The sequence below is a fragment of the Desulfofundulus australicus DSM 11792 genome (assembly GCF_900129285.1).
Taxonomy (GTDB): Bacteria; Bacillota; Desulfotomaculia; order Desulfotomaculales; family Desulfovirgulaceae; genus Desulfofundulus; species Desulfofundulus australicus.
The window spans coordinates 14367-40850 of record NZ_FQUW01000006.1 but is presented as its reverse complement, the minus strand read 5'-3'; the positions used below and the strand labels follow the sequence as shown (position 1 = coordinate 40850).

The following is a 26484-nucleotide window of genomic DNA, read 5'->3' as shown; positions in this document are numbered from 1 at the left end:
TAACTTTATTGAGAGGGTTGAAATTCATTCTTAAAGAGGTGTATCTCTTGTTTAACCAGGAAGCACTGCGTACCCGCCTGCTAAACATAGATGGACGCGGTTATGGTGCCTATAAAACCATCTCTGGCTGTTACAGCTTTGGCAAATATTTGCTTTTCATTGATCATGTTCAAAGCGATCCCTTTGCGCCCCCCAGCCGCCTGCGCGTACGGGTAGATCAGCGTTTGGCCGGATTTCCACCCGAGTTATATGCCAGTTATCCCCGCAGGATCGCCCTGGAGGACTACTTGATGCGGCAGTTTAGCCGGGCTATCGGCCGCCATGCCCGGGGACACCGGGGAACCGGCAAAAGTGGACTGATTGCTGTTGATCGTTGCGGCCAGGAAATCCTTGAGCGTACCGGAGCCGTAGTAAATAAAGAATATGTGGAGATACGTTTTACGGTAGGTATGCCTGCCCGCGGGCGAACCATTACCGGCCATGAAGCTATCCGTATTTTCTTTGAAGAATTACCGAATATTGTTAACGAATCTTTATTTTATAAAAGCCTGGATGCGAAAGCCATAAAGCAACAGGTTGAACTGGTCGAAGATCAGGAATTTTTGAGGGCACACCTGGACGAAAAAGGTCTGGTAGCCTTTATAGCCAACGGAGCTATTTTGCCCAGGGAAAGCGGGGTTAGCGATCGCCCCTTAACCCGGGGTCGAGTAATTCCCTTTCAGTCCCCACCTGAACTGGAGGTTTCTTTTGAGTTACCCAATGGCGGAACGGCAACAGGCATGGGCATTCCCCGGGGTGTGACACTTATCGTGGGAGGAGGGTATCATGGTAAATCCACCCTTCTACGGGCCCTGGAAAGGGGGGTTTACAACCATATCCCCGGGGACGGGCGAGAACTGGTCATTACCGTAGGGGATGCGGTAAAAATCCGTGCTGAGGATGGCCGCTATATAGAAAAAGTAGACATCAGCGCTTTTATCAACAACCTGCCTCATGGACAGGATACACGGGCATTTTCTACGGAAAACGCCAGCGGCAGTACCTCGCAGGCGGCTAACATTATAGAAGCGCTGGAAGCAGGAACCCGCTTATTACTTTTAGATGAAGATACCAGCGCCACAAACTTTATGATCCGGGATGGCCGTATGCAGGAGCTGGTGGCCAAGGAATTTGAGCCTATTACCCCTTTTATTGACAGGGTGCGCCAGCTTTACGAACAACTGGGTGTTTCAACCATACTTGTGGTAGGCGGTTCGGGTGATTATTTTTCGGTAGCAGACCGGGTTATAATGATGCAAAATTACATACCGCGGGATGTAACCCGGCGGGCCAGGGAGATTGCCTTGCGTCATCGTCATGAACGGCAGGTAGAAGCTGTTGATGTTTTGAATAAGGTTACTAACCGTATTCCTTTGCCTTCATCTTTTATTATTGAGGAGCGTGTCAAAGTAAAAGCACGGGGTACCGATGAAATTGTCTATGGTCATCTGGATATTGACCTTCAAGATGTAGAACAACTGGTCGATCCCGCCCAGCTAAGAGCTATAGCTGAAATCATCAGATACGCGGCTAAACGGTATATAAATGGGAAACTGACCTTGAAGGAAGTAATACTGGCGGTAATGGCAGATATAGATAAAGAAGGGCTCGATGTAATATCTCCCTTTAAAGGCCAGCACCCGGGGGATTATGCTCGCCCCCGGGTACAGGAGATTGCTGCTGCTATTAACCGTTACCGCCGCTTGCAGGTGCGCCAGCAGTTATAACTATGAATCACAGCCACAGCAACAGCTACAGCTTTCATCGGAGCAGGAAGACTGGCTGCCGGAAATTGCTTCGCTGATAATCTGGTTAATTTCTTCCAGTAGCTGCTCAAAACTTTGCTGTGCACGGAAAAACTCCGTAATCAAAGGGTTGTCCAGCATACGCTTTTCCAGATCTTCAACGTCGGCTTTCTGGCTTTCGGTAAGCTCCAGGCCCTGACTCTGAAGCATTTGCAGGAACCGCTGCTTTTCATGGAATTCATCGATGATTTGCCTGGCGCCAGGGTCTTGCAGCATGGCCTGCTGGGCCTTGAGCATAGCTGCCAGCTCCTGGGAGCGGGCAATTTCTTTCCCCAGCTCCCGGGCTTTAGCGATTACAGACACATCAATCACCTCCCATCCGAAAAATTTGCTCCTACCGTCGCCTCTAAATTACCTTCCAGGTGGGTTAAACGGGCTCCGGTAATAGTTACATTCACCAGTTGTCCAGCGAGGTCTCCAGAACCGGGGAAAATTACCAGCCGGTTGGTTCTGGTGCGGCCGCTCATCATTTCAGGATTGGTTTTACTTTCTCCTTCAACCAGAACCTGTTCCACCCGGCCAATAAAAGAACGATTATATTCCAGGGTAATTTCATTCTGTCTTGCTATAAGTTCCTGGATTCTCTTACTTTTTACCTCGTCGGGTACCTGTTCGGGAAAACGTGCGGCCGGGGTGCCCGGGCGCGGATTATAAACAAACATGAAGGCGCTATCAAAGCGCACCCTTTCCACCAGTTCCATTGTTTGAGCAAAGTCCTCCTCCGTTTCCCCTGGAAAACCAACCATGATATCAGTGGTAATGGCTACGCCGGGTATGGCCTGGCGAATACGCTCTACCAGATCAAAATAATAATCCCGGTTGTAACCCCGGTTCATCATCTTCAGGATGCGGTTACTGCCTGCCTGTACCGGTAAATGAATGTGCTCACATACGTGGGTACAGCGGGCAATGGTGTCAATCAATTCCTGGGTAAAATCCCGGGGGTGGGAAGTAGTGAAACGAATGCGCCAGAGGCCCGGAATCTGATCTACTTCTCTTAAAAGGTTGGCGAAATTGTACTTTCCGGGTAAATCTTTGCCGTAAGAATTTACATTTTGACCCAGAAGGGTAACTTCCCGGTATCCTTCCTGTGCCAGCTGCCTGATTTCATTTAAGATATCCTCCGGTTTGCGGCTGCGCTCTCGCCCGCGTACGTAAGGTACAATGCAATAGGTGCAAAAATTATTGCAACCATAAGTAATATTAACCCAGGCCTTTACGTTAGAGGCACGGCGGATGGGCAGGTTTTCCATAACCCGGCCGGATTGTTCCCAAACTTCCACCAATCTTTCCCGGTTTTCCCGTACCCGGGACAGGAGATCGGGCAGGCGGTGCAGGTTATGGGTGCCCAGGATAAGATCTACATGGGGGAAACGGTTTTTGATTTTGCGGGCCACTTCCGGTTGCTGGGTCATGCATCCGGCTATACCAATAATCAGGTGGCGTTTTTTATTTTTCAAACTGGCCAGACGTCCTAATAGGCCGTAAATCTTATTTTCTGCCGTTTCCCGTACACAGCAGGTATTGATCATTATAACGTCGGCTTCATCGGTACTGGCAGCTGGTTCGTAGCCCATGGCCTCGAGCATGCCGGCCATTACTTCAGAGTCATGATCGTTCATCTGGCAACCAAAGGTAATTACTTCATAGGTAGGTATCCTTTTGCCCATGATTGATCCCTTCCCATTACTCCTCGTATTATATCCTATTTGGAGCAAAGGCGCAAACTTATTTTCGCAAGCAGATTAAGGGAGAACATGGGGTCGAATTTTCCTTTTTTCTACCATATTACTTGTGCTATAATGGTTCCGGGAGGGATTGATGTGTCCTATACCCCCATGATACAGCAGTATTTACAGATTAAACGGAATTATCAAGATGCCATCCTCTTTTTTCGCCTGGGGGATTTTTATGAAATGTTCTTTGATGATGCCCTGGTGGCTTCACGGGAGCTGGAAATAACCCTTACTGGCAGGGATGCTGGAGCATCGGGAAGGGTGCCCATGTGTGGGGTGCCTTACCATGCTGCAGATACATATATTGCCCGCCTGGTTGAGCGGGGTTACAAAGTGGCCATTTGCGAACAGGTCGAAGACCCCGCAGATGCCAGGGGAATCGTGCGACGGGAAGTGACCCGGGTAATTACTCCAGGGACCATTATGGAATGCCTGGAGGAAAGAAAACACAATTTCCTGGTAGCCATAGTGGAGAAGGAAGGGATTTATGGCCTGGCCGTGGTGGACGTTACCACGGGCCTGTTTATGGTTACCCAGGTAAATGGCCAGGAAGCCCTGCTGGATGAATTGTGTCGCCTTGAACCGGCTGAGATTCTATTACCTGATTTACTTCCATACCGGGAGCTATCAGAAAAGATAAGGTCCCGCTTATCCAGGTCTTTTATTTCCTTCTGGGACCCTGCTGCTTTCGAGCGCGGAGAGGCAATACGCAGTTTACAGGAACAGCTAGGGATGGGCTGGAATCGTTCCGGCTTGAGTAGCCTCCCCCTGGCTGTTCTGTGTGCCGGTGGAATATTGCATTACCTGAAAGCGACTCAAAAACGTGAATTGGGTCATATTAACCAGGTGGAAATATACAGTGCGGGCCAGTACATGCACCTGGACGCGGTCACCCGGCGTAACCTGGAGCTGACCAGTTCTTTAAAAGATGGCACCCGTTGGGGTACCCTTTTATGGGTACTGGATTATTCGGTAACGGCCATGGGTGGACGTTTGTTAAAGTCCTGGCTGGAGCGCCCCTTACTGGATGTGAAAGCTATTCGCGCGCGTCAGGATGCGGTGGAGGAACTGGTTAACGATAGTCTTGCCCGCCAGGAACTGCAGCAGCTTCTCCGGGCCGTGTATGATCTGGAGAGGTTATCTTCCCGGGTAGTTTACGGTACCGCTGGACCCCGGGATTTGCTTGCTTTAAAAAACTCCCTGGCTGTTTTACCACAGGTTAAAAAGGTTTTAGGTAATAAAAAAGCCTGTTTCTGGCAGGACGTTCTAAGCGACCTGGATTGCCTGGAAGATATAGTAAGGGTTCTGGATGAAGCTATTAATAATGATCCCCCTGTTAGTCCCAGGGAAGGGGGTATTATACGGGAAGGATATCATCCTGAGGTGGATCGCTTGCGCCAGGCCAGCAGGGAAGGGAAAAACTGGCTGGCCCAGCTTGAGGCCCGGGAAAAAGAACGTACCGGGATTCGTTCCCTGAAAGTGGGCTTTAACAAGGTTTTCGGTTATTATCTGGAAGTAACCCGCCCCAACCTTAATCTGGTACCTCCCGATTATATACGCAAGCAGACTCTGGCAGGAGCGGAGCGCTTTATTACTTCTGAATTAAAAAAACTAGAAGAACAAATTCTAGGGGCGGAAGAAAAACTTGTGCAGCTGGAATACAGGATATTTACTGAAATTCGAGAAAAAGTGGCGGCTCAGGTTAGGCGCATCCAGCGGACTGCCGGCGCGGTGGCACGTACCGATGCTATTCTTTCCCTGGCTGAGGCAGCAGTAAAGGGAAATTACGTGCGTCCTGAAGTAAACGATGGCTACCGAATATTCATTAGGGATGGAAGGCACCCCGTGGTGGAACAGGTTTTGGGGCCAGGGGAATTTGTCCCTAATGATGTGGAACTGGGAGAGGATACTCGCCTGATCCTGCTAACCGGGCCCAATATGGCTGGTAAGAGCACTTATATGCGCCAGGTAGCCCTGCTGGTGTTGATGGCCCAGGTAGGTAGTTTTATCCCCGCTGCTTCTGGAGAAATAGGTATTGTGGACCGCATTTTTACCCGGGTAGGGGCCAGTGATAACCTGGCTGCGGGGCAAAGCACATTTATGGTGGAGATGAGTGAATGCCGGGTAATTGTCAGTGCAGCCACCTCCCGGAGTTTGATCATCATGGATGAAGTAGGGCGGGGCACCAGTACATATGATGGCATCAGTATCGCCCGGGCGCTGGTGGAGTATATTGTAAAGCGCATTGGTGCGCGAACTCTTTTTTCAACCCATTATCACGAGTTAACTGAACTGGATGCCTTACCCGGGGTGAAAAATTTCACTGTTGCTGTCGAAGAAAGAGGAGAAAATGTGGTTTTTCTGCACCGGGTACACCCCGGGCGGGCAAACCGGAGTTATGGTATCCAGGTGGCCCGCCTGGCGGGTCTGCCTGAAGAGATTCTGCAAAGGGCAGCAGAAATATTACAGGATCTGGAGTTCCGCCGGAACGGCGGGGAAGTTAATAAAACAGTACCCCAAAACCTGCCAGTTTATCAAGAGAAATCACAACCTTCCCGGCATCCTATCCTGGATGAACTGATAAAACTTGACTTGTGGCAAATGACTCCACTGGAAGCTTTGAATACTATAGCCGCCTGGCAGTTAAGCTTAAAGCAGGATTTGAATCGTTTGCCCGTCAGGGACGATTAAAAGTTAAGGCAGTTTTGGGGAAATCGGTAGGGGGTGAAATTTTAAGGTGTATATTGGCATAGATGTTGGCGGTACTTGTACCGATGCGGTTCTTCTGGACAGGGGAGCAGTCCGGGCCACGGCTAAGGTATCTACCCGGGAGGATCTTCTGTTAACTCTTTTGGAAGCGCTGGACGAAGTTATGAAGGGAATAAATGGTGAGTTGATAGAACGGGTGGTTTTCAGTACCACCGTTATTACCAATTTAATAGCCGAAAAGAAATATGATCCCGTGGGGTTAATTCTTATGCCCGGGCCCGGCTTAAATCCCAACCTTTACCGATTTCCCACCGATACATATATTATTCAAGGAGCTATTGATTACCGCGGGCGGGAAATAATACCACTGCGGCTGGCCGAGGTCGATCGGGTGGCGGAAGAGCTGGCTGCCAGGGGTTACCGCAAGGTAGCTGTGGTAGGTAAATTTTCGTGTCGTAATCACCGGCATGAAAAAGAAGTGGCTGCCCGCCTGCGGTGGAATTATCCCAACTGGCATATTGAAGAAGGTCATCAAGTGGCCGGGCAGTTAAATTTTCCCCGCCGGGTAGTTTCCACATATCTTACCTGTGCTACCAGGGAAAAATACCAGTTTTTTGTTCGTTCAATTCGGGAAGCCATCTCGCAGCGGGGGATTAAAGGCGGTGTGTTTATTCTTAAAGCCGATGGTGGTACCCTGCCTTTGGAAAGCTCCCTGGAGGTGCCGGTAGAAACCATATTCAGCGGTCCTGCGGCCAGTACGCTGGGGGTGCAGGCGCTGATGCCTCCGGGTGAGTCGGCGGTGGTGGTGGATATTGGTGGTACTACCACCGATCTGGCCTTGATCTTAAGCGGCCAGCCGCTTCTGGCTTCCCGTGGAGTAAGAGTTGATGATATGCTTACCCACGTACGGGCGCTGGCGGTTAAATCAGTCCCGGTGGGGGGAGATAGTGTAGTTGAACGGGTGGGGAAGGATATCGTTATTTATTCCGAGCGCCTGGGTGCCCCCTATTGCCTGGGTGGACCCGTTCCTACTACCACCGATGCTTTGCGAGTGCTGGGATTAACAAGGCTTGGCGATGCTGAACGTGCCCGGGAAGCAATGCAAATCCTGGGAGGACCTTTAGGGCTTTCCCCCGCTGAAGTGGCCAGTCAGGTTACCGGTGAGGTCATTGAAACCATCGTCCAGGAAATTGAAAATATGTTTACCAGATGGGAACAGGAGCCGGCTTACCGGGTTTGGGAAGTGCTCCAGAAAAAGAAGGTGCGACCCTCTACGGTGGTAGGTGTGGGTGGTGGTGCAGCCGGTTTTATTTCCCAGATTGCTGCCCGCCTGGGAGGATACCCGGTGATACCACCCTATGCTCCAGTTGCCAACGCCATTGGTGCAGCGGTAGCCCGTCCTACCCTTCAGGTAACCTTAAGAGCTGACACGGAACAGGGTTTTTATATTATCCAGGAAGAAGGCTACCAGGGAAAAATCACCGATCGTTCTTTTAATGAAGAAAAAGCTTTAGAGCTGGCTAAAGAATGGTTGTGCAAGCGGGCTTCACGTTACGGGCTGGAAGACTGTATGGAAGGGCTGGAGGTTACCAGGCGTGAGGTTTTTAACATGGTGCGGGACTGGGTAACCATTGGTCGCCTGATTGATATTACCGTTCAAACCCGGCGGGGAATTTTGTACCACGTGGGAGGGGGGGGTTACCGGTATGAAAAATAAAAAGACGGGACTCGTATTTTTTCCTGCTTTTGACTGGGCTATTTCACCTACTCACCCGGAGCGGGAGGAACGCCTTCTCTATACCCGGGATCAAATTTTTGAAGAAGGAGTGCTGGATTTACCAGAAATAGAGGAATATGCCCCTCGCCTGGCCACTATTCATGATGTTGCGCGGGTGCATTTTTGTGTTCCCCGGGTACAGAGCCAGGTTACTGAAGCACACCTTATCGCTGCCGGCTCAGCCACTTTACTGGCCGATGCCATTATCCAGGGAGAATTAAAGAACGGTTTTGCCCTGGTTCGACCTCCTGGTCACCATGCTATGCGGGTGGTTCACGGTAACCGGGGTTTTTGTAATATTAATAATGAGGCTATCCTGGTGGAGTACCTGCGCCGCCATCATGGTATCAAGCGCATTGCCATTGTGGATTCGGATGTGCATCATGGGGATGGCACGCAGGATATATTTTATCACGACCCCGATGTGCTGTTTATTTCTTTTCACCAGGACGGGCGTACTATATACCCCGGAACGGGATTTCCCAACGAACTGGGAGGACCAGGAGCCTATGCCCGCACTATTAATGTACCCCTGCCTCCGGGATTGGGTGATGAGACCTTTCATTATGTGGTGGACAATTTGATTTTGCCCATACTGGATGATTTTAAGCCGGAATTTATAATTAACTCGGCCGGGCAGGACAATCATTTTACCGATCCCCTGGGCAGCATGCGTTTTACCGCCAGGGGTTACGCTGAGTTTACCCGCAAGCTTAACCCGCACCTGGCGGTGCTGGAAGGGGGATATGCCATTGAAACGGCATTACCTTACGTAAACCTGGCTATTTTGCTGGCCCTGGCCGGGCATGACTATTCTTACATCGAGGAGCCCGAACGACCTGGGAGAATGCAGGAAAATCCTGAACGGGCGGCTATGGTTAAGCGGATAGTGGATCAACTCAGGGATATATGGGAAAATAGGGACCGGGTGGATCTGGATAAAATTTTCGGTACCGGTACATTTTATCAGCGCCGCAAACACATTTATTACGATACCGATTATATTGAAGAGGAACAGTTGGAAAAAGTACGCCGTTGCCCCAATTGTCCTGGTTATATTACCATCGACTCCCGGGCCGATCATGGTTACGGTCATCCCAGCCATGTATTTTGTGTGTCCATACCTTTTGCGGCCTGTGGAGCCTGTCAGGCTGAAGCCTACGATGTTTACCAACAGGCCAGGAAGTCCAGCCAGTACCAGTATATTTATCTGCAGGATAAATCTACCGACACATTCCTGGCCTTTGACCGGGATAAAGGCCAGGAGTGGGTTTCCGAAGGTCCAGGGGTGGGAGAATAATTGCCGAATATCGTTATTCTGGATGAGACTACTGCCAACCAGATCGCCGCCGGTGAGGTGGTAGAGAGGCCGGCTTCGGTGGTTAAGGAGTTGCTGGAGAATTCCCTTGATGCAGGGGCATCTATTATTTCAGTAGAGGTTGAGCAGGGTGGATTGAGACGCATTACCGTTCGTGACAATGGTTGCGGCATGGATGAAGAAGATGCCCATCTTGCTCTCATGCGCCACGCAACCAGTAAAATTCGCGAGCCGGCGGATCTTTCCCGTATTACTACGCTGGGATTTCGAGGGGAGGCGTTACCCAGCATTGCAGCTGTTAGCAAGATGACCTTGAAAACCCGTACCGCTGCTGCCGACCGGGGAATTTTTCTGGAAGTGGAAGGGGGAAAGGTAATCGGTAAAGGTCCCGCTGCCATGGCCCCGGGGACCATCGTCACTGTAGAAAACCTTTTTTATAATACCCCGGCCAGGAAAAAATATATGAAATCTCCTGGTACTGAAGGGGGAGTGGTAGGAGATTATATTTTCCGCCTGGCTTTGGCCAGGCCGGAGGTGGCCATTCGGTTTACCCATAACCGGAGGCAGGTTTTTACTTCGCCGGGGTCAGGCAATCTGCTGGATGTTATTGCTTCTTATTACGGGGCAGAGCTTGCCCGGCAGATGGTACCGGTAGAGGACTCTCCGGGAGATTGGCTGGAAATAAAGGGCTTTGTCGCCCGGCCCACCCTGCACCGCAGTAATCGCCGGCAGATCACAGTCCTTATCAACGGCCGTTACGTGTATAGCCCCCTGGTTAGCACGGCGGTATGCGAAGCATATCATACCCTTTTACCGGCCGGCCGTTACCCGGTGGCGATAATTTCGCTTACTATCATTCCAGAACTGGTGGATGTCAATGTACACCCGGCCAAACTGGAGGTTCGCCTGGCCCGGGAGAGGGAAATATTGGAGGCTGTTTCCCGCGCTGTCCGGAAATCCTTAATAGCCAGCCGGCTGGTTATTCCAGGCACAGGGCCGCAGGAAGACAAGCCTTTATTAAGTCTGGAAAAGTCCCGGCTTCCAAGCACCTCTTTTATTTCCTCGGAAGATGTGGAAAACCGGGTTTTATTTCCAGAAAATCCGCCGTGCTCCCTTCTTCCTGCTGGCAGGGAAAATTATGTGGCGGAAGCAGCAACGGTATATGAACATGCCGGAGGTTCTTTTCCTGCCATGGAATATCTTGGTCAGCTCCTGCCGACCTATTTACTGGCTGCCGGGCAGGAAGGCCTGTATATTATCGACCAGCATGCGGCCCACGAGCGGGTGCTCTATGAGAAATACCGGGCTGCGCTGGCCGGCCCGCAGGCAGCTTCCCAGATCCTTGCCCTACCGCTGAATGTCTTTCTAACTCACCGGGAAGCACGCCTGCTGGAAACACACCGGGAATTTATTGCTTCTCTGGGATTTATACTGGATTTTTATAGCCAGGATACGGTGGTGGTGCGGGGGTTACCAGCGGATTTCCCACCAGGAGAAGGTGAACTCTTCTTACAGGACATCATTGGTTACCTGGATGAGCCCGGTCGCTCTCCTTCCCGGGAGGCTCTGGTACATCATCTGGCGGCTCAGGCTGCCTGCAGGGCGGCAATAAAAGCCGGTGAAGGGTTGTCCGGGTTAGAGGCCAGAACTCTTTTAGAACAGCTGGCAGCAGCCGGGAATCCATTTACCTGTCCCCACGGAAGACCTACCATTATCCATATTTCATATCGTGAACTGGCCCAGCGCTTCAAGCGTTCCTGAAGTAGAGGTGATGTTCTTGCAGGCCACGTACGTGGTCACCACGGGCCACCGGTCCGGTGCTCCGGAACTGGAACTGGCTGCCAGGTTAAGCTTGTGGTTAGGAGTACCCCTGGTGCCCCGTAGGGGATTATCTATTCCCGCCCTGATCAACAAATATAAGATTTCAGGTGTTCTGGTGGTTTCAAATCGCCGGGTTTCTTTTTTCTGTAATGGTGAGGAGCTTTTCTGGCATCCCAGCATGGCCAAGCTGCGTATAAAGGAAATAAAAGCTGGAAAAACTGATTGGATGATTGAAGCCATGGGTCTTCAACCGGGGGGTTGGGTCCTGGATTGTACTTTGGGTCTGGGAACGGACGCCATCGTGGCATCCTTTGTAGTGGGTAACCAGGGCCGGGTGGTAGGGGTGGAATCATCTCCTGTGCTGGCTGTTCTTGTGCAGCACGGTCTTAAAACCTATCGTGATCACGTCTCCCGGGAACTGCTTGCAGCCATGGCCCGTATTGAGGTAGTTTGTGCCGATCACCTATCCTATTTAAAAAATTTAGCCTCAGAAAGCTTTGATGTCGTTTACTTTGATCCCATGTTTCGCAAACCTCTTCAAAAATCTAAAGCCATTGGCCCGGTACGCCTGGTGGCCAATCCTGCTCCCCTCTCCATTCAGGCAGTAGAGGAAGCCATAAGAGTGGCCCGGCGAAGGGTAGTGATGAAGGAAACCAGGGACAGCGGAGAATTTGCCCGGTTGGGTTTTACCCGGGTGCTGGGTGGCAAATATTCACCCGTGGCTTACGGGATCATCGAGAAAAAAGGGGGAACTGATTGATGGAGAAATCCATACCCCTGCTGGTCCTGGTTGGCCCTACAGCTGTGGGTAAAACTGCCGTTTCGGTGGAAGTGGCCCTGAAATTGGGGGGGGAGATTGTTTCTGCCGATTCGATGCTGGTTTATCGCTATATGAATATTGGTACAGCCAAACCAACAATGGAGGAACGACGGGGTATTCCCCATTATATGATTGACATCATTGATCCTGATGAGTCATACAGCGTGGCCCTGTACCAGGCACAGGCCAGGCAGCATATCCGGGAAATATGGGAGCGGGGCAAGCTTCCCCTTTTAGTAGGGGGTACCGGACTCTATATTCGTTCTGTAATTGAGCCATACCATTTCACAGGTGCGGGTGTGGATGAGCATTTCCGCAGCCAGCTTTTGAAAGAGGCAAGGGAAAAGGGAGCGCGGGCCCTTTATCAGCGCCTTGTCGAAGTTGATCCGGAGACAGCAGCGAAGGTTCATCCCAACAATCTTAAACGGGTAATCAGGGCACTGGAAGTTTATCACCTTACGGGGCATCCCATGTCAAGTGCTTTAAGGCAAAAAGGCGTTAATCCTCCCTATAACACCCTCATTATTGGATTAACCATGGACCGGCAGAGGCTTTACCAGCGCATTGAAGCCAGGGTAGAACAAATGCTGGAGATGGGCCTCGTGGATGAAGTACAGAGTCTTTTAAAAAGAGGGTATAGTCCCCACCTGACCTCGATGCAGGGCCTGGGTTATAAGGAGATTATCGCTTACCTCCGGGGTTTGTCCACCATAGAGGAAGCAATCTACTTACTTAAAAGAAATACAAGAAGATTTGCTAAAAGGCAGTTTACCTGGTTTAAAAAGGACCCGCGGATTAATTGGATAAATATAGGGCATTATACCGGTATCACAGGAATAGCACAAGAAATTACGAAACGAGCAGAAGGAGTCTTGTTAAATACGTCGAAGACAAATTAGAAAAAAATACTACCGACGGAGGGACCTTCCAATGAGTAAGCCGCAAATAAATTTGCAGGATGCATTTTTAAATCAGGTGCGCAAAGAAAATATTCCCGTGACCATCTTTTTGGTCAACGGTTTTCAGCTTAAGGGCGTGGTCAGGGGTTTCGATAACTTTACCGTAATTTTGGAAAGCGATGGGAAGCAGATGATGGTTTACAAGCACGCCATATCCACCGTCAGCCCAATGCGATCTATGACTGCCTCTTTTTCCGAGCAAAAAACACAATAAGTACAATACATAGTAATGGTCTCTCCGTTGGAGGGGCCTAATGTTTTGGGAATTATTTACCCGTCTCTCCTTCTTTTGTTATGTAATCCCAAAAAGCGCCAGCAGCAAAACTCAGCGGCCACTCTTTTACATGCACCAGGTAAAGGTAACGGGTCAGATCTAACTCTTTTAGGGTTACCTGATATACCCTTTTCAGGGCCAGCGGTTCAGCGGCAGCCAGGGCAGAAACCAGGCTAATTCCCAGGCCAGCCTGCACAGCTGTAATTACAGCCCGGGTGCTACCCAGTTCCATTACCACCTGTGCATCTCTCACAGAGAGGCCCACCTGGGCCATTTTTTCTTCCATAGACCGGCGGGTGCCCGAACCCGGCTCGCGGAGGATCAAAGGCTGGGTCAATAATTCAGCCGGGCTTACCGCGTCCCGGTTTATCCAGGGATGTTCCGGGCCGACAATAAGTACCAGCCTGTCCTGATACCAGGGCAAACATTCGAGCCCATCCTCTTTAACAGGTGCCCCGGTTATTCCCAAATCTATTTCCCTCTCCTGTACCCAGCGGATAACCTGGCTGCTTCCCGCTATTCGCATGGTAACCTCAATTCCAGGGTAGTCCCGGTGGAAACGGCCAATCAACAGGGGCAGGAGATATTCACCGGGAATGGTGCTGGCTCCCAGAATGAGATGACCTTTTTTAAGTCCTTTCAGTTCATCCAATTCGGATTTAATTTTTTGAAAGTGGCGCAGTATCTGCTGTGCTTCCGGGTATAGAAGCCGTCCGGCTTCGGTGAGCTCCACCTTTTTATCTCCCCGGTAAAAAAGGGTCGTACCGAGGCTTTCTTCCAGGGACCTGATTTGAAAACTTATGGCTGGTTGGCTCATGTAGAGATGTTTGGCTGCCTTGGTAAAACTCTGTAATTCTGCTACTCTTAAAAATGCTTCCAGTTGCTTTAAATTCATCCTTTATTCACCGCCATTACTGCCTTTGCTGCCGCGATTACGGCCAGCTGAACATATTCCTTGGACAGCCCCCCCTGCATATACACCGCATAGGGTTCACGCATCGGCGCATCGGCGCTTAGCTCAATGGACGAACCCTGAACAAAGGTACCCGCAGCCATGATTACCGCATCATCATAGCCGGGCATGTCCACCGGTTGGGGCAGCACATGTGAATCGACAGGGGAAGCCTGCTGTAATCCATGGCAGAAAGCAATTACCCTTTCGGGTGAACCCAAAAGGATAGCTTGAACAATGTCGGTACGTTCTTCCTGGGGTGCGGGATCTACTGTAAATCCCAATCTCTCAAACAGGCGGGCAGCAAAGATGGCTCCCTTTAAAGCCTCTGCTACCACATGTGGAGCTATGAAAAGCCCTTGAAAAAGTAAGCGCTGGTAATCCGGGCTGGGTCCCACCTCTCTGCCCAGTCCCGGCGCTATGAGCCGGCTGGCGGCCATTTCTACGTAAATTTTTCCCCCTACTACGTAACCCCCACCCGGGGCCAGGCCTCCTCCCGGGTTCTTGATCAGCGATCCGGCCACTAAATCTGCCCCTACAGCTGGGGGTTCCAGGGGTTCTACAAATTCGCCGTAGCAATTATCCACAAAAGTTATTACGTGAGGATAATTTTTCTTAATCCAGGCTATTGCCCGGCCCATTTCGCTTAAATTTAAGGAAGGCCGCAGGCTATAACCCCGTGATCGCTGGAACATTATCATACGGGTGCGTTTATTAATAGCCCGGGCAACTGCATCTATGTTCAGCCTGCCGTTGGGAAGCAGGTCTACCTGCCGGTAAGTGATGCCCAGCTCCATTAAAGAACCAGGGGCGTTACCCCTGATACCGATTACTTCTTGAAGGGTATCGTAAGGTGTTCCTGTTGCTACCAGTAATTCGTCCCCCGGACGTAAAACACCAAACAGACACAGGGCAATGGCATGGGTACCGCTGACTATCTGCCCCCTCACCAGGGCGGCCTCAGCCTGAAACGCCCGGGCGTATACATTTTCCAGGGTTTCCCTTCCCTGATCCCCGTAACCATAACCGGTGGAACCTTTTAAATGATAATCGCTTACCCGGGCCTGGTGAAAAGCGGCCAGTACCCGGCTGTGATTGCGGCGCGCTACTGCGTCTACTCTTTCATAATAAGGTTGTACTTCTTTTTCTACCTCTGCAGCCAGGGCGTTCAAATCTGTGGTATTCAAGGCATAACTCCCCTTTAAAGGTAATCAACAAATATGTTAACGGTTTATAGCTTATATATACCATGCTACTTTCTAAGTTCCGGGGTTGTATTCCCGTGCGCGGAGAATATCTTCCCGGGTGATGGTCATTAAATCTTCCCTGCTGACCTGGCTCTTGCGGACCAGGCGGACTGCCTGCTGGCGTATGGCCCGTTCAATAAGGTTGCGTACCAGCCGGGCGTTACCGCTATGTACATGAAGGGAACGGCTTTCCTCCAGAATAAGACGCAATTCGTCCCGCGCTCCCTGAGTTAAATGGTACTGGCGTTTTTTTAGCATGAGGTCTGCAATGGCCAGAAGTTCCGGGGTGGTATAATCAGGAAAAGTAATATGAATGGGAAAGCGGGAGCGTAATCCAGGATTACTTTCCATAAACCACTCCATTTCCTGGCGATAACCGGCCAGAATAAGAATCAAATTATCCTTATGATCTTCCATTCCTTTAACCAGTGCGTCGATGGCTTCACGCCCGAAATCTTTTTCACCGCCCCGGGCCAGGGAATAGGCTTCGTCGATAAAAAGAATGCCTCCCAGGGCCTTTTTAATCTGCTCCCTGGTTTTTTGCGCTGTATGGCCAATATATTCTCCCACCAGGTCGGCCCTTTCCACCTCAACCAGATGCCCCCTGGGTAAAACCCCCGCTTCTTTAAAAAGGCGGCCAATGATGCGGGCCACAGTGGTTTTCCCCGTTCCCGGATTGCCTTTAAAAACCATGTGCAGGACCTGAGGTTCGGCAGCCAGCTTTTCTTTTTGCCTCCGGCGCTGTATCTCTACAAAAGCGTGAACTTCACGCACCAGTTTCTTTACTCCGGTGAGGCCAACCAGTGAGTCCAATTCTTTCATGATCTCCCGGACATTTTTTTGACGCTGGTCTTCACCACTTCCGCCAAAAGTTTTTTCCTCCTGCCCCCCTGGTGAAAAAACAGGAAAGTTCCGGCGTTCTTTAATTCCGTTTTGTTCTCCATGGTTTTGCCAGAGCCTGATTTTCACCAAAGGTAATCACCTCGCAGGCAGAGGTTTACTTTAAATTATACGCCTGCCTGGAGGGAACATTGACCTCTTGGAAGCAACCGGTTTTTAAAGGTTATTATTCCCAGATTTATTTTTAAAGATATCTAAGCTATTTTCTTGCCTCCCGCGCTTTTTCCTGCTGAAATATGTCACTTTTGAAGTGGAAGGAGGGTTTGGTTCCTGCGGTATCGAAATAATTAACATTTCGGTTAAACATTTATTTTTCTTGGAGGGAGATACTTTATTTGATTGTTTACAGGCGTATTTTGCCCTTGCGTACCAGGTTGGCCATTTTATCTTATGTGTCGGTGCTGGTGGCCATCATGGTAGCCGTTATATTTATGGGATTTAAAGTTTGCCATTTAATTGAAGAGGAGATGGGGAGACGTGCCCTGGCCATAGCCAGGACCCTTGCTCAGATGGAGGTTATACAAAATAACGTGGGGCGTCCTGGCGGTGCCGGTGTTATTCAACCTCTGGCTGAAAAAATCAGGCTGGCTACAGGGGTGGAATATATTGTCGTAGTAGATATGAACGGAATTCGTTACTCTCATCCGGTAGCGGAACGCATAGGGGGTAAGTTTTCGGGTGGAGACCTTGGCCGGGCTCTATCCGGCCAGGAATATATTACCCGTACCGCCGGCATAAGGGGTCCCGCCGTTCGTGCTTTTTCTCCCATAAAAACGGATGAGGGCACGCGACAGGTTGGAGTAGTGGTAGTAGGAATTATTACCCCTACCTTTACTCAACTTTATCAGGCTATCCAGGCTCAACTTTATCCCTCCCTGGCCGTGGGTTTGCTGGTAGGCTTGCTCGGTTCTCTTTACCTGGCCAGCAGGATTAAGGGAGCCATGTTCGCTCTCGAGCCCGAGGAAATTGCCCGTATTTTGGAAGAACGCACGGCCATGTTGCAGGCTATGGGCGAGGGAATCGTAGCTGTGGACAGGAACATGCGTATTACTGTGATTAACGAAGAAGCCAAGCGCTTACTTGGCCTGGATGATAATGTGGTGGGCCGGAGCGTCGACGAGGTGCTCCCATCCAGTTTTTTGTCCCGGGTATTGCAAACGGGTCAGCCCGAGTTTAACCAGGAACAGGTTTTAAATAATAATACTATCGTTATTGTTAATCAGGTACCGGTGAAGGTGCATGGGGAAGTTGTGGGAGCCCTGATTTCTTTCAGGGATCGTACAGAAATGCACCGGCTGGCTGAGGAGTTAACCGGTGTAAAATCATTTGTAGAAGCTCTCCGGGTACAGAACCATGAGTACCTAAATCGTCTGCATACCATTGCCGGATTACTCCAGTTAAACCGGGTACAGGAAGCAATAGACTTTATATTTGCAGTTACTGAAGAGCAGCAGGAACTTACCCGATTGCTGACCAAAAACATTTGTGATTACAGTATAGCCGGTTTATTATTGGGCAAATACAGCCGGGCAAAGGAGCTAAAGGTAGACCTTCTTATTGACCGTTCCTGCCGGTTATTGAGGTTGCCGTCCCGTATGGATGCTGCTGCCCTTGGGGTTGTGCTGGGCAACCTTCTGGAAAATGCCCTCGATGCCGTCCGGGACATGGAACCTTCCCGCAGGCGAGTGGAATTAGAAATGCGTGAAGATTCAGGGGAGTTGATGATTATGATACGGGATTGGGGAGCAGGTATACCGGAGCATCTGCAGGATCGGGTTTTCGAGCAGGGGTTTTCAACCAAAGGAGCCGGGCGTGGAATAGGTCTCTACCTGGTTAAAAGGCATGTTGATACTGCCGGGGGGAAAATTACCATCCATTCCCGGCCGGGAGAAGGAACCACCGTTATGGTACGTGTTCCATTCTTTCATAGATAATTTTTTCCATAAGGTGACTTATGGGGGGTTAACGTGTGGGCATCATTGATGTGCTGATTGTCGAGGATGATCCAATGGTAGTGGAAGTAAACCAGGGTTTTGTCAATGCCGTACCCGGTTTTAAAGTGGTAGGTGTAGCCCGTACGGGGAAAGAAGCGGTAAGGCTGGCAGCCCGGTTAAAACCCGCCCTGACTCTTTTAGATGTTTACCTGCCGGATATGAGTGGTTTAGCTGCCCTGCAGGAAATTCGCCGGCTTGGTTTGCCTACCGATGTAATGCTGGTAACGGCGGCTCAGGATGCAGAAACCATAAAAAATGCTTTCCGTTATGGAGCGGTGGATTATATCATCAAACCATTTAAATTTAACCGCTTGCGAAGCGCCCTCGAAAATTTCGCTTTTTTATATAATCGTTTAAATAAAAAAGATCTGCTGGAGCAAGATGATATTGATCGGCTGGCCCGGGGAAGAACGGTGACAGCTACTGAAGAGAAGGCCGAAGGGATGCCAAAGGGTTTGAATGAAGTTACCTTAAAACAGGTTTTGCTTTTACTTATAAAGGAAGAAGCATCTCTGTCAGCTGAGGAGGTGGCTGCTGCCCTGGGCCTGGCCAGGGTAACAGCCCGCCGGTATTTAGAATATTTGAGCCAGCTGGGCAAGGTGACGGTGGAATTGCAATACGGTTCAGTGGGACGTCCCATCAAAAGATATAAGATAGTTTAACTGCTGAACATAAAGACCAAAATTAACTTTATGGCCGCAATATTGCGAATTGATGGTAAATGGGGGTAGAATTAAGGCAAGATGTCAGAAAACTGGAGCAATTAACATATTACTGAATTGGGATTTGCTTCCCGGGGTCACTCCGTAAAGGAGGTTGCAGTGGTCGGCCATGCTTGATTGGGCAAAGAAATGGTTGTTGTTCTTTATGGCGGTGGTCTTGATCACCACGGGATGCGACCGGCGCGGGCCCGACGGGGAACAGGTAGATCCCCGGGAAAAGATTGTAATCAAGTTTTCCCACGTGGTGGCCGAGGATACCCCTAAAGGGCAGGCGGCCCGGCGGTTTGCCCGGCTGGTAGAGGAGCGGACAGGGGGGCGGGTAGAGGTTCAGGTTTTTCCCAACTCGGTGCTGTACAAGGATGGAGAGGAACTGGACGCCCTGCAGAAAGGTGCGGTCCAGATCATTGCCCCTACCACATCCAAATTGAGCAGCCTGGCTCCCCAGTGGCAGCTACTGGATTTACCATATCTTTTTGAGAACGAAGAACAGGTGCATAAGGCGCTGGATGGAGAGTTAGGCAAAAAGCTATTTGCTACCCTTGAACCTTATAATATTTATCCCCTGGCTTTTTGGGATAATGGATTCAAACAAATAACCAATAGCAAAAGGCCCGTGGTGCATCCAGAAGATTTTAAGGGATTAACTTTCAGGGTAATGATTAACAGTAAAGTGCTGGAAGAGCAGTTTCATAGCTTGGGAGCAGATACCATACAGATGCCTTTTAGTGATGTTTATGACGCGCTTTCTAAAGGTCAGGTGGATGGCCAGGAAAATACTGTATCTAACATTTATTCCCAGCGTTTTTATGAAACTCAGCCATATCTTACTGTAAGTAACCATGGTTATATGGGTTATGTGGTTCTTATAAATAAAAAATTCTGGTTCTCATTGCCTTCCGATATACGTAAAGTGATTGAAGAAACTATGGCCGAGGTTACTTTGTGGGAAAGGGAACAGGCAGCAAAATTAAATAGGAAGAATTTTGAAAAAATAAAGTCTTCCGGTGAAGTAAAAATACATATTCAGACTCCCTCGGAAAGGGACGAATGGCAAGCGGTGTTTGCCCACCTTTACCAACAATTTAGATCTGTTATCGGTAATGAACTTATAGAGGAAGCTTTAAGAACAAAGAGAACACTACCCTAGATTTTAATAAGACGTAAAAGAACATATTTAGGTAACTTTAAATTGAACTAGAACTAGAGGGGGTGAGAGCGGAGAAAAATTATCATGGCAGCTGGTCAGAAGAAATGAGAGAGGGGGCTGATACCTGATAATCGGTTACTCAGAATAGGAGTAGGAGTGATCATATTACCTGGAAATAAATATGAATTAAAATTTTGCTGCGTAGGTCGTAAGCGGGAAATGTTTTCTGACTATTATGACTGATTTGAGATATCGCTGGTTTTATCTGCTTTTAGAGATAGAGGGCAAAGGAGGTATAAAAAGTGAAAAAATGCCTGGCTATTTTAACTGTTCTGTTAATGGTTCTGGGTGTTACTGTTATAGCCGGGTGTGGAGGAGGGACACAGCAGGGACAAGAAGCTCAAGATGTAATCAAGATAGGTGTTATCCTCCCTTTGACCGGAACTGAAGCCATGTTTGGCACTATGGAAAAAAATTCCATGGAGATGGCCTATGAAGAATTAAAGGCGGCAGGCAAGACTACAATTAACGGGAAGGAAATCAAGCTAATATTTGAAGATGACCAGAGCAGACAGGATGCCGCCAAAGCTGCTGCTGAAAAACTAATTAACCAGGATAAGGTAGTTATGCTCAGCGGAGGCTACAGCAGTGCCAATACTAACGTTATTGCGGGGACAGCCCAGTCAAAAGGCATTCCTTTCCTTATTGTTACCGGTTCTGCCGATAAGATTACCAAACAGGGCTGGCAATGGGTGTTCAGGGGAGCTGCCGCGCCGTCCAGCAAATATACTTCTGCCCTGTGGGATTTATTTGATAAGCAGATTAAACCGCGGAATGTAGCTATTATTTATGAGAACACTGATTTTGGTACTAGCTCTGCCGAGGCCTTCCGGAATGACTGTAAAGCTAGAGGAATCAAAATAGTTTTTGACCAGAGTTATGAAAAAGGTGCCATTGATTTTAAACCCATGCTGGCCAACATGAAAAAAGCTAATCCTGATGTTGTTTTTGCTGTTTCTTATGTAATGGATGCTTCTTTAATAGTTAAACAGATGAGGGAACTGGACTTTAATCCCAGGTTATTTGTTGGGGGAGCAGCAGGTTATACCATGCCTGAATTTTTAGAAAATGCAGGGAGTGCTGCTGAATATATAGCTTCAACAACGCTGTGGGTTCCCAGTGTTACCTGGAAAGGGGCCAGTGATTATTTTAATAAGTACAAGGAGAAATATGGGAAAGAACCGGATTATCACGGTGCTCAGGCCTATGCCACAATGTATATAATTGCTGATGCTTTAGCACGGGCCAAAGATTTCACTCCTGCAGGTATCCAGAAGGCCTTAAAAGAAACCGATATGATGACGATAATGGGACCTATAAAGTTTGAAGATTGGGAAGGTTATACCAACCAGGATAGACCTACTACCTATGTAGTGCAATGGCAAAAGGGGAAACTCGAAGTGGTCTGGCCTGAAGAAGCTGCTTCAGGAAAACTGGTTTTTCCCGTCCCCAAGTGGAACGAAAGATAGTAGAGAAGCTTTATGAGCAGGGGGTACATCCCCCCTGCTCCTCTAAAGCATGGGAGGTAAGCCTTATATGTCGTTATTTTTACAGACAATAATATGTGGTATTCTTTTGGGTGCCATGTATGCTCTAATCGCTATTGGTATGACTCTGATTATGGGTGTAATGAAGATTATTAACTTGGCGCATGGTGCTTTAGTAATGGTAGGAATGTATATTACTTATTTTTGTTTTAAAGAATGGGGAATAGATCCTTACCTGGGTATGTTTATTTCTATGCCGGCTCTCTTTTTAATTGGTTGTTTAATTCAAAAATATTTAATTAACCGGTTAGTGGAAGTTGATTCTATCTTACCAGAAAATCAGGTGCTATTAACTGTAGGTATTATGCTGGTTTTGACTGAAACAATGCGGTTAATCTTTAAATCAGATTATCGTTCGGTAGTGACCAGTTATTCTACCAAAACCTTTTTTCTGGGCGACATATCAATTAGTATTCCTATGACCTTTGGTTTTTTAATAGCCATGATCCTTACATGGTTGTTGCACCTCTTTCTTACCCGGACAGATCTGGGCCGTTCTATCAGGGCAACAGCGCAGGATAGGGACGCAGCTATTTATATGGGCGTGAATGCTTCCCGAATTACAGTGATTACATTTGGCATTGGCTCAGCACTTGCAGCTGCGGGTGGTTCTCTGCTGCTTCCCCTATTTTATCTTTGGCCTGATATTGGACATCTTTTTACTGCCAAGGCATTTATTATTACTATTTTAGGGGGGATGGGGAGTACAATGGGTGCAATTTTAGGGGGACTCACCCTGGGCATTGCTGAATCTTTAGGAGCTACCTACATTTCTATGGGATATAAAGATGTGGTTGGTTTGATCATTTTTCTGCTGGTTTTGTTGTTCCTTCCAGGTGGTTTTAGGAGCTTTACCAGGAGGTGAGCATAAATGATTTCAACAGGTTATAAAAAATTGGTAGTACCGACAATAGTTATTATAATGGCAATTGCACTTCCTTTTGTAATCAAAGCCCCTTATTTTCAGCATATCATAATTATGATATTTATCTGGGCCACACTGGGAACGGCATGGAACCTCCTGGGTGGATATGCGGGACAGGTCTCTTTTGGTCATGCTGCTTTTTTTGGTTTAGGAGCCTATTCTGCCGGACTATTGATTTTTCACCTGAACGTTTCTCCATGGTGGGGATTAGCCCTGGGTCCTGTTATATCCATGGTGGTAGCTATACCTATAGGTTTAGTTTGTTTTCGCTTGCGTGGGCCATATTTTGCCCTGGCCACGCTGGCTCTGGGGGAAATATTCCGATTGGTTTTTACCAACTGGGTTTCCCTAACCAATGGTGCTCAAGGAATTTTAATCCTCAACACCTTTTCTACCAAGATTCCTTATTACTTTATTGCTTTCTTGATATGGGGAATTTCCTTAATTATTGTGGATCGTATGATTAAATCAAAACTGGGTTATTATTTTGTATCCATCAGAGAGGACCAGGATGCAGCTGAGTCCCTGGGGATTCCTACCACTAGGTATAAGATGTTCGCTCTGCTACCCAGTGCCTTTATAGCAGGACTGGTAGGTGCTTTTTATATGAACTATATTGCCTTTATTGACCCGCATGTGGTTTTTTCTCTTAGTGATATATCTGTAATGGTCATTCTGGTGGTAATGATGGGTGGGGTGGCTACACTGTTAGGGCCTTCCATAGGTGCGGCTATTTATATAGCTTTAAGTGAGCTTTTCCGGGCCTGGCTGGGTTCGGCCAATGTACTGGCCTTTGGCATTATTGTTTGCCTGGTAATACTTTTTATGCCCAATGGTATAATTGGAGAACTGGGTACTCTAAAGCGCCTCTTTATCAGGCAAGACAAAAAAGCTATGGTGGCTGGGGGTAATTAAAATGAGCTTTTTAGAAGTCAAAAATATTGTTAAAAATTTTGGTGGTTTAAGAGCCGTAAACGATATTAGTTTTACCGTAAAACAGGGAGAAATTTTGGGATTGATTGGGCCCAATGGATCGGGAAAAACAACTATTTTTAACCTGATTAATGGTTTTTATCCTTTAACTTCTGGAGAAATTTACTTTCAAGGACGTCGCATTGATGGTTTGCCGCCCCATAAAATCTGTGCCCTTGGCATAGGCAGAACTTTTCAAGTAGTTAAACCCTTGAAAAGAATGACTGTTCTGGAGAATGTAATGGCCGGAGCTTTTCTGCACACTACTAGTATTTCTAAAGCCAGGAGTAAGGCCTTAGAAGTTCTGGAGTTTTGCGGCCTCTACCACCGTAAGGATATGGATGCAAAAAATTTAACTATTGCTGATAGAAAGCGTCTGGAAATTGCTCGTGCCCTGGCTACGGAACCAAAGCTTTTACTCCTAGATGAAACAGCAGCCGGTTTAAATCCAAAAGAAACGGAAGAAGCAATTAATATAATTTTAAAGATAAGGGAAATTGGCATTACTATTATCATTGTAGAACACATAATGAAAGTAATAATGGGTATTTCTGACCGAATTCTGGCTATCAGTTTCGGCCGGGAAATTGCTTTGGGAACACCAAGGGAAGTAGCCAATCATCCGGAGGTAATAAAAGCATATTTAGGTGAGGCCTATGCTTAAAGTAGATAATGTCAGCGTTTCATATGGAGATATGCAGGTGTTGTGGGACGTTACTTTTGAAGTAATGGAAGGAGAGCTGGTGGCCCTTTTAGGTGCTAATGGTGCCGGTAAAACCACCATTTTAAATACTATTTCTGGTTTATTGCGCCCCCATAGTGGGAACATTTATTTTTTGGGAAAAGAGATCACCAGAATACCGGCTCACAGGGTCGCTGAGTTAGGTATTGCCCATGTACCAGAGGGGAGAAGACTTTTTCCTGAAATGAGTGTGAAGGAAAATCTGGAAATGGGCTCGCTATTACCAGAAGCTAAGAAAAAGAGAAAGGAAACTATGGAGTGGGTTTTCTCTCTCTTCCCCATATTAAAAGAAAAACAAAATCAAGAAGCGGGAACTTTAAGCGGTGGTCAGCAGCAAATGCTGGCCATTGGAAGAGGTTTGATGGCTCTGCCTAAACTTCTGATGTTGGATGAACCTTCTTTGGGATTGGCACCTGTTCTTGTTAATCAGGTGTTTGAAATTGTCAAGGAGATTAACCGGCGGGGTATTACAGTTTTACTGGTGGAACAAAATATTATGCATGCTTTGAAGATGTGTACCCGGGCCTATGTACTGGAGAACGGGAGGGTAACTCTTCATGGCATCGGTACTGAACTGTTGAATAACCAGCATGTTAAAGAGGCGTACCTGGGTATTTAACCTTTAAGCCTCTTTCTTTTTTGGATATAGATACAGGGAGGTAAACGTTTTGAGTGATTCATTTGTCGAATTACAGAATCGGGTTATCCAGCGGGGTTTATGTACGGCCTGCGGTACTTGTGCAGGAATATGTATTGCAGGAGCTATTGGATGGGGCTATAAAGACAACGAACCACTACCGGAATTAATTGGTAGCTGTACAGGTTGCGGTTTATGCACAATTATATGTCCGGGAGAGGAGGTTAATATTCCCCTTTTAGAACAATTTGTTTTTGGGCGTGTGAGGGAAGAAAAAATTCCCGACCTTGGTGTGTACCGCTATGCGCGGGCTGGCTGTGCAGTCGACAGGGATATCAGGAAACATGGTGCTAGCGGAGGATTGGTCACGGCTCTGCTGATTTATGCTCTAGAAAAGGGGCTTGTTGATTGTGCTCTAGTGGCCGGATATCGGCCGGACCAGCCCTGGCGTACCGAGGCAAAGCTGGCAGTAACCCGCCAGCAACTCCTGGCCGCAGCCCAGAGTAAATACGCTTGTGTACCAGTAAGTGCCCTTTTAAACCGGGCTTATAAAGAAGGTTACCGTCGCTTAGCGGTAGTGGGCCTGCCGTGTCAGATCCACGGCTTGCGCAAGATGCAGTATCACGGTCAGCCTGCATATCTATCCCGGGCGGTGGTGTTAACAGTGGGGCTTTTCTGTGCTTCCCAGTTTTATTTTGAGGGTACTTACCACCTCCTGGTAGAACATTTAAAGGTGGAGAAGCTAGAAGATATTACTTCTTTGAACTACCGGGACGGTGATTGGCCGGGTCACCTGACGGTAGAACTCAAGGATGGGCGGAAGTTGCTTTTGGATCGCCATCAGTATATGTACCATCATCTCATGCCTGCATATAAACGGGATCGTTGTGAAATGTGTGTAGACTGGTCTGCGGAATTGGCAGATTTGTCAGTAGGGGATTACTGGAGGCCACGGGTGCGGGAAAAGCGAGATTTGGTGGGAGTATCTTCCTGTCTGGTACGTACTCCAGCGGGTGAGGAGTTGTTGGAGGGGGCGGAAAAAAGCGGTTATGTGGAAACAATTTCATTGAAAGCTGATTCTCTGGCTGCTGGGATAGGTTATGAATTAAAAAAGCATGCTGCCGCTTTCCGCTTAAGACAACGACGTCATTTTGGTTGGCCTGTACCGAATTATTACCTGGAAATCAACAGCAAGCCCTTTCCTCGGGAATTACACCTAGCTCCCGAGAGGGGTGATAGTTTTAAACAGTAGGTACGATAAAGTTCTTAGGTCATACTCTGGAGTCAATATAATCGCCGTTATATAACGTTGGGAGAAAGAGAGTCGAGGAATTTCCTAAGAAAATTACCAAGCCCGGTTACCATTATCTTTATTTTTTAT

The 26484-nt window shown here is 48.3% G+C and carries 22 protein-coding genes; 17 read left to right on the top strand and 5 right to left on the bottom strand.

Annotated elements, in window-relative coordinates; all coding sequences use genetic code 11:
- The first annotated feature begins 47 nt into the window (after nucleotides 1-47).
- Nucleotides 48-1766 (top strand): ABC-ATPase domain-containing protein, encoded by a 1719-nt coding sequence (locus BUB44_RS01885; protein WP_073162780.1) that lies wholly within the window; start codon nucleotides 48-50, stop codon nucleotides 1764-1766.
- Here the strand turns inward: BUB44_RS01885 and BUB44_RS01880 are convergent, their stop codons facing one another.
- A complete protein-coding gene (locus BUB44_RS01880; RefSeq protein WP_034634684.1) occupies nucleotides 1767-2147 on the bottom strand; it encodes a YlbF/YmcA family competence regulator in 381 nt (126 codons plus the stop codon).
- 5 nt (nucleotides 2148-2152) lie between these two features.
- A complete protein-coding gene (miaB, locus tag BUB44_RS01875; RefSeq protein WP_073162778.1) occupies nucleotides 2153-3514 on the bottom strand; it encodes a tRNA (N6-isopentenyl adenosine(37)-C2)-methylthiotransferase MiaB in 1362 nt (453 codons plus the stop codon).
- A gap of 168 nt (nucleotides 3515-3682) precedes the next feature.
- On the opposite strand from miaB, the gene mutS reads away from it, so the two are divergent.
- From mutS to hfq, 7 genes are read left to right on the top strand one after another with little or no spacing between them, the layout of a single operon-like run.
- Nucleotides 3683-6271 carry a DNA mismatch repair protein MutS gene (gene mutS / locus BUB44_RS01870; protein ID WP_207545610.1) on the top strand — a complete coding sequence of 863 codons (2589 nt, stop codon included), beginning with the start codon at nucleotides 3683-3685 and terminating at the stop codon, nucleotides 6269-6271.
- Between the two features lie 46 nt (nucleotides 6272-6317).
- Nucleotides 6318-8006 (top strand): hydantoinase/oxoprolinase family protein, encoded by a 1689-nt coding sequence (locus tag BUB44_RS01865; protein WP_073162774.1) that lies wholly within the window; start codon nucleotides 6318-6320, stop codon nucleotides 8004-8006.
- Nucleotides 7996-9366, top strand: coding sequence for a histone deacetylase family protein (locus BUB44_RS01860; RefSeq protein ID WP_073162772.1), 1371 nt, complete (start codon nucleotides 7996-7998; stop codon nucleotides 9364-9366). Before BUB44_RS01865 ends, BUB44_RS01860 begins: the two co-directional genes overlap by 11 nt.
- A complete protein-coding gene (gene mutL / locus BUB44_RS01855) occupies nucleotides 9367-11145 on the top strand; it encodes a DNA mismatch repair endonuclease MutL (RefSeq protein WP_073162770.1) in 1779 nt (592 codons plus the stop codon).
- Nucleotides 11146-11161: 16 nt separating this feature from the next.
- Nucleotides 11162-11965, top strand: coding sequence for a class I SAM-dependent methyltransferase (locus BUB44_RS01850; RefSeq protein WP_083543035.1), 804 nt, complete (start codon nucleotides 11162-11164; stop codon nucleotides 11963-11965).
- Entirely contained in the window at nucleotides 11965-12924 is a 960-nt protein-coding gene (miaA, locus tag BUB44_RS01845; protein ID WP_073162767.1) for a tRNA (adenosine(37)-N6)-dimethylallyltransferase MiaA, read from the top strand. The genes BUB44_RS01850 and miaA overlap by 1 nt, the downstream gene beginning before the upstream one ends.
- A gap of 31 nt (nucleotides 12925-12955) precedes the next feature.
- Complete coding sequence (gene hfq / locus BUB44_RS01840) at nucleotides 12956-13198, top strand: RNA chaperone Hfq (RefSeq protein ID WP_073162765.1); 243 nt, start codon at nucleotides 12956-12958, stop codon at nucleotides 13196-13198.
- Nucleotides 13199-13250: 52 nt separating this feature from the next.
- Here hfq and BUB44_RS01835 read toward each other — a convergent pair whose 3' ends face one another.
- The 3 genes from BUB44_RS01835 to spoVK form a co-directional block, all read right to left on the bottom strand.
- Entirely contained in the window at nucleotides 13251-14153 is a 903-nt protein-coding gene (locus BUB44_RS01835) for a selenium metabolism-associated LysR family transcriptional regulator (protein ID WP_073162763.1), read from the bottom strand.
- Nucleotides 14150-15397 carry a methionine gamma-lyase family protein gene (locus BUB44_RS01830; RefSeq protein WP_073162761.1) on the bottom strand — a complete coding sequence of 416 codons (1248 nt, stop codon included), beginning with the start codon at nucleotides 15395-15397 and terminating at the stop codon, nucleotides 14150-14152. The genes BUB44_RS01835 and BUB44_RS01830 overlap by 4 nt, the downstream gene beginning before the upstream one ends.
- 72 nt (nucleotides 15398-15469) lie before the next feature.
- Nucleotides 15470-16429: a stage V sporulation protein K gene (spoVK, locus tag BUB44_RS01825; RefSeq protein WP_073162760.1), complete on the bottom strand. Its 960-nt coding sequence runs from the start codon at nucleotides 16427-16429 to the stop codon at nucleotides 15470-15472.
- Between the two features lie 263 nt (nucleotides 16430-16692).
- Here spoVK and BUB44_RS01820 point away from each other — a divergent pair, with 263 nt between their 5' ends.
- The 9 genes from BUB44_RS01820 (at nucleotide 16693) to BUB44_RS01780 (ending at nucleotide 26355) form a co-directional block, all read left to right on the top strand.
- Complete coding sequence (locus tag BUB44_RS01820; RefSeq protein WP_073162758.1) at nucleotides 16693-18291, top strand: ATP-binding protein; 1599 nt, start codon at nucleotides 16693-16695, stop codon at nucleotides 18289-18291.
- 35 nt (nucleotides 18292-18326) lie between these two features.
- A complete protein-coding gene (locus BUB44_RS01815) occupies nucleotides 18327-19013 on the top strand; it encodes a response regulator (RefSeq protein ID WP_073162756.1) in 687 nt (228 codons plus the stop codon).
- 169 nt (nucleotides 19014-19182) lie between these two features.
- Complete coding sequence (locus BUB44_RS01810) at nucleotides 19183-20220, top strand: TRAP transporter substrate-binding protein (RefSeq protein WP_073162754.1); 1038 nt, start codon at nucleotides 19183-19185, stop codon at nucleotides 20218-20220.
- A 302-nt stretch (nucleotides 20221-20522) separates the two neighbouring features.
- Nucleotides 20523-21749 (top strand): ABC transporter substrate-binding protein, encoded by a 1227-nt coding sequence (locus tag BUB44_RS01805; RefSeq protein WP_242655798.1) that lies wholly within the window; start codon nucleotides 20523-20525, stop codon nucleotides 21747-21749.
- 67 nt (nucleotides 21750-21816) lie between these two features.
- Nucleotides 21817-22692, top strand: a complete 876-nt coding sequence (locus tag BUB44_RS01800; RefSeq protein WP_073162752.1) for a branched-chain amino acid ABC transporter permease — start codon at nucleotides 21817-21819, stop codon at nucleotides 22690-22692.
- 6 nt (nucleotides 22693-22698) lie between these two features.
- Nucleotides 22699-23667, top strand: a complete 969-nt coding sequence (locus tag BUB44_RS01795; protein WP_073162751.1) for a branched-chain amino acid ABC transporter permease — start codon at nucleotides 22699-22701, stop codon at nucleotides 23665-23667.
- A 1-nt stretch (nucleotide 23668) separates the two neighbouring features.
- Entirely contained in the window at nucleotides 23669-24388 is a 720-nt protein-coding gene (locus tag BUB44_RS01790) for an ABC transporter ATP-binding protein (protein ID WP_073162749.1), read from the top strand.
- On the top strand, nucleotides 24381-25085 hold the full coding sequence (locus tag BUB44_RS01785; RefSeq protein ID WP_073162747.1) for an ABC transporter ATP-binding protein: 705 nt from the start codon (nucleotides 24381-24383) through the stop codon (nucleotides 25083-25085). The genes BUB44_RS01790 and BUB44_RS01785 overlap by 8 nt, the downstream gene beginning before the upstream one ends.
- 49 nt (nucleotides 25086-25134) lie before the next feature.
- A complete protein-coding gene (locus BUB44_RS01780) occupies nucleotides 25135-26355 on the top strand; it encodes a Coenzyme F420 hydrogenase/dehydrogenase, beta subunit C-terminal domain (protein ID WP_073162746.1) in 1221 nt (406 codons plus the stop codon).
- Nucleotides 26356-26484 lie beyond the last annotated feature (129 nt).

What these genes read in the sequence shown, in the direction of transcription:
- miaA (WP_073162767.1), top strand. Translation starts at nt 11,965, where the DNA reads ATGGAGAAATCCATACCCCTGCTGGTCCTGGTTGGCCCTACAGCTGTG.
- miaB (WP_073162778.1), bottom strand. Translation starts at nt 3,514, where the DNA reads ATGGGCAAAAGGATACCTACCTATGAAGTAATTACCTTTGGTTGCCAG.
- BUB44_RS01800 (WP_073162752.1), top strand. Translation starts at nt 21,817, where the DNA reads ATGTCGTTATTTTTACAGACAATAATATGTGGTATTCTTTTGGGTGCC.
- hfq (WP_073162765.1), top strand. Translation starts at nt 12,956, where the DNA reads ATGAGTAAGCCGCAAATAAATTTGCAGGATGCATTTTTAAATCAGGTG.
- BUB44_RS01795 (WP_073162751.1), top strand. Translation starts at nt 22,699, where the DNA reads ATGATTTCAACAGGTTATAAAAAATTGGTAGTACCGACAATAGTTATT.
- mutS (WP_207545610.1), top strand. Translation starts at nt 3,683, where the DNA reads ATGATACAGCAGTATTTACAGATTAAACGGAATTATCAAGATGCCATC.
- BUB44_RS01835 (WP_073162763.1), bottom strand. Translation starts at nt 14,153, where the DNA reads ATGAATTTAAAGCAACTGGAAGCATTTTTAAGAGTAGCAGAATTACAG.
- BUB44_RS01785 (WP_073162747.1), top strand. Translation starts at nt 24,381, where the DNA reads ATGCTTAAAGTAGATAATGTCAGCGTTTCATATGGAGATATGCAGGTG.
- BUB44_RS01810 (WP_073162754.1), top strand. Translation starts at nt 19,183, where the DNA reads ATGCTTGATTGGGCAAAGAAATGGTTGTTGTTCTTTATGGCGGTGGTC.
- BUB44_RS01790 (WP_073162749.1), top strand. Translation starts at nt 23,669, where the DNA reads ATGAGCTTTTTAGAAGTCAAAAATATTGTTAAAAATTTTGGTGGTTTA.
- BUB44_RS01860 (WP_073162772.1), top strand. Translation starts at nt 7,996, where the DNA reads ATGAAAAATAAAAAGACGGGACTCGTATTTTTTCCTGCTTTTGACTGG.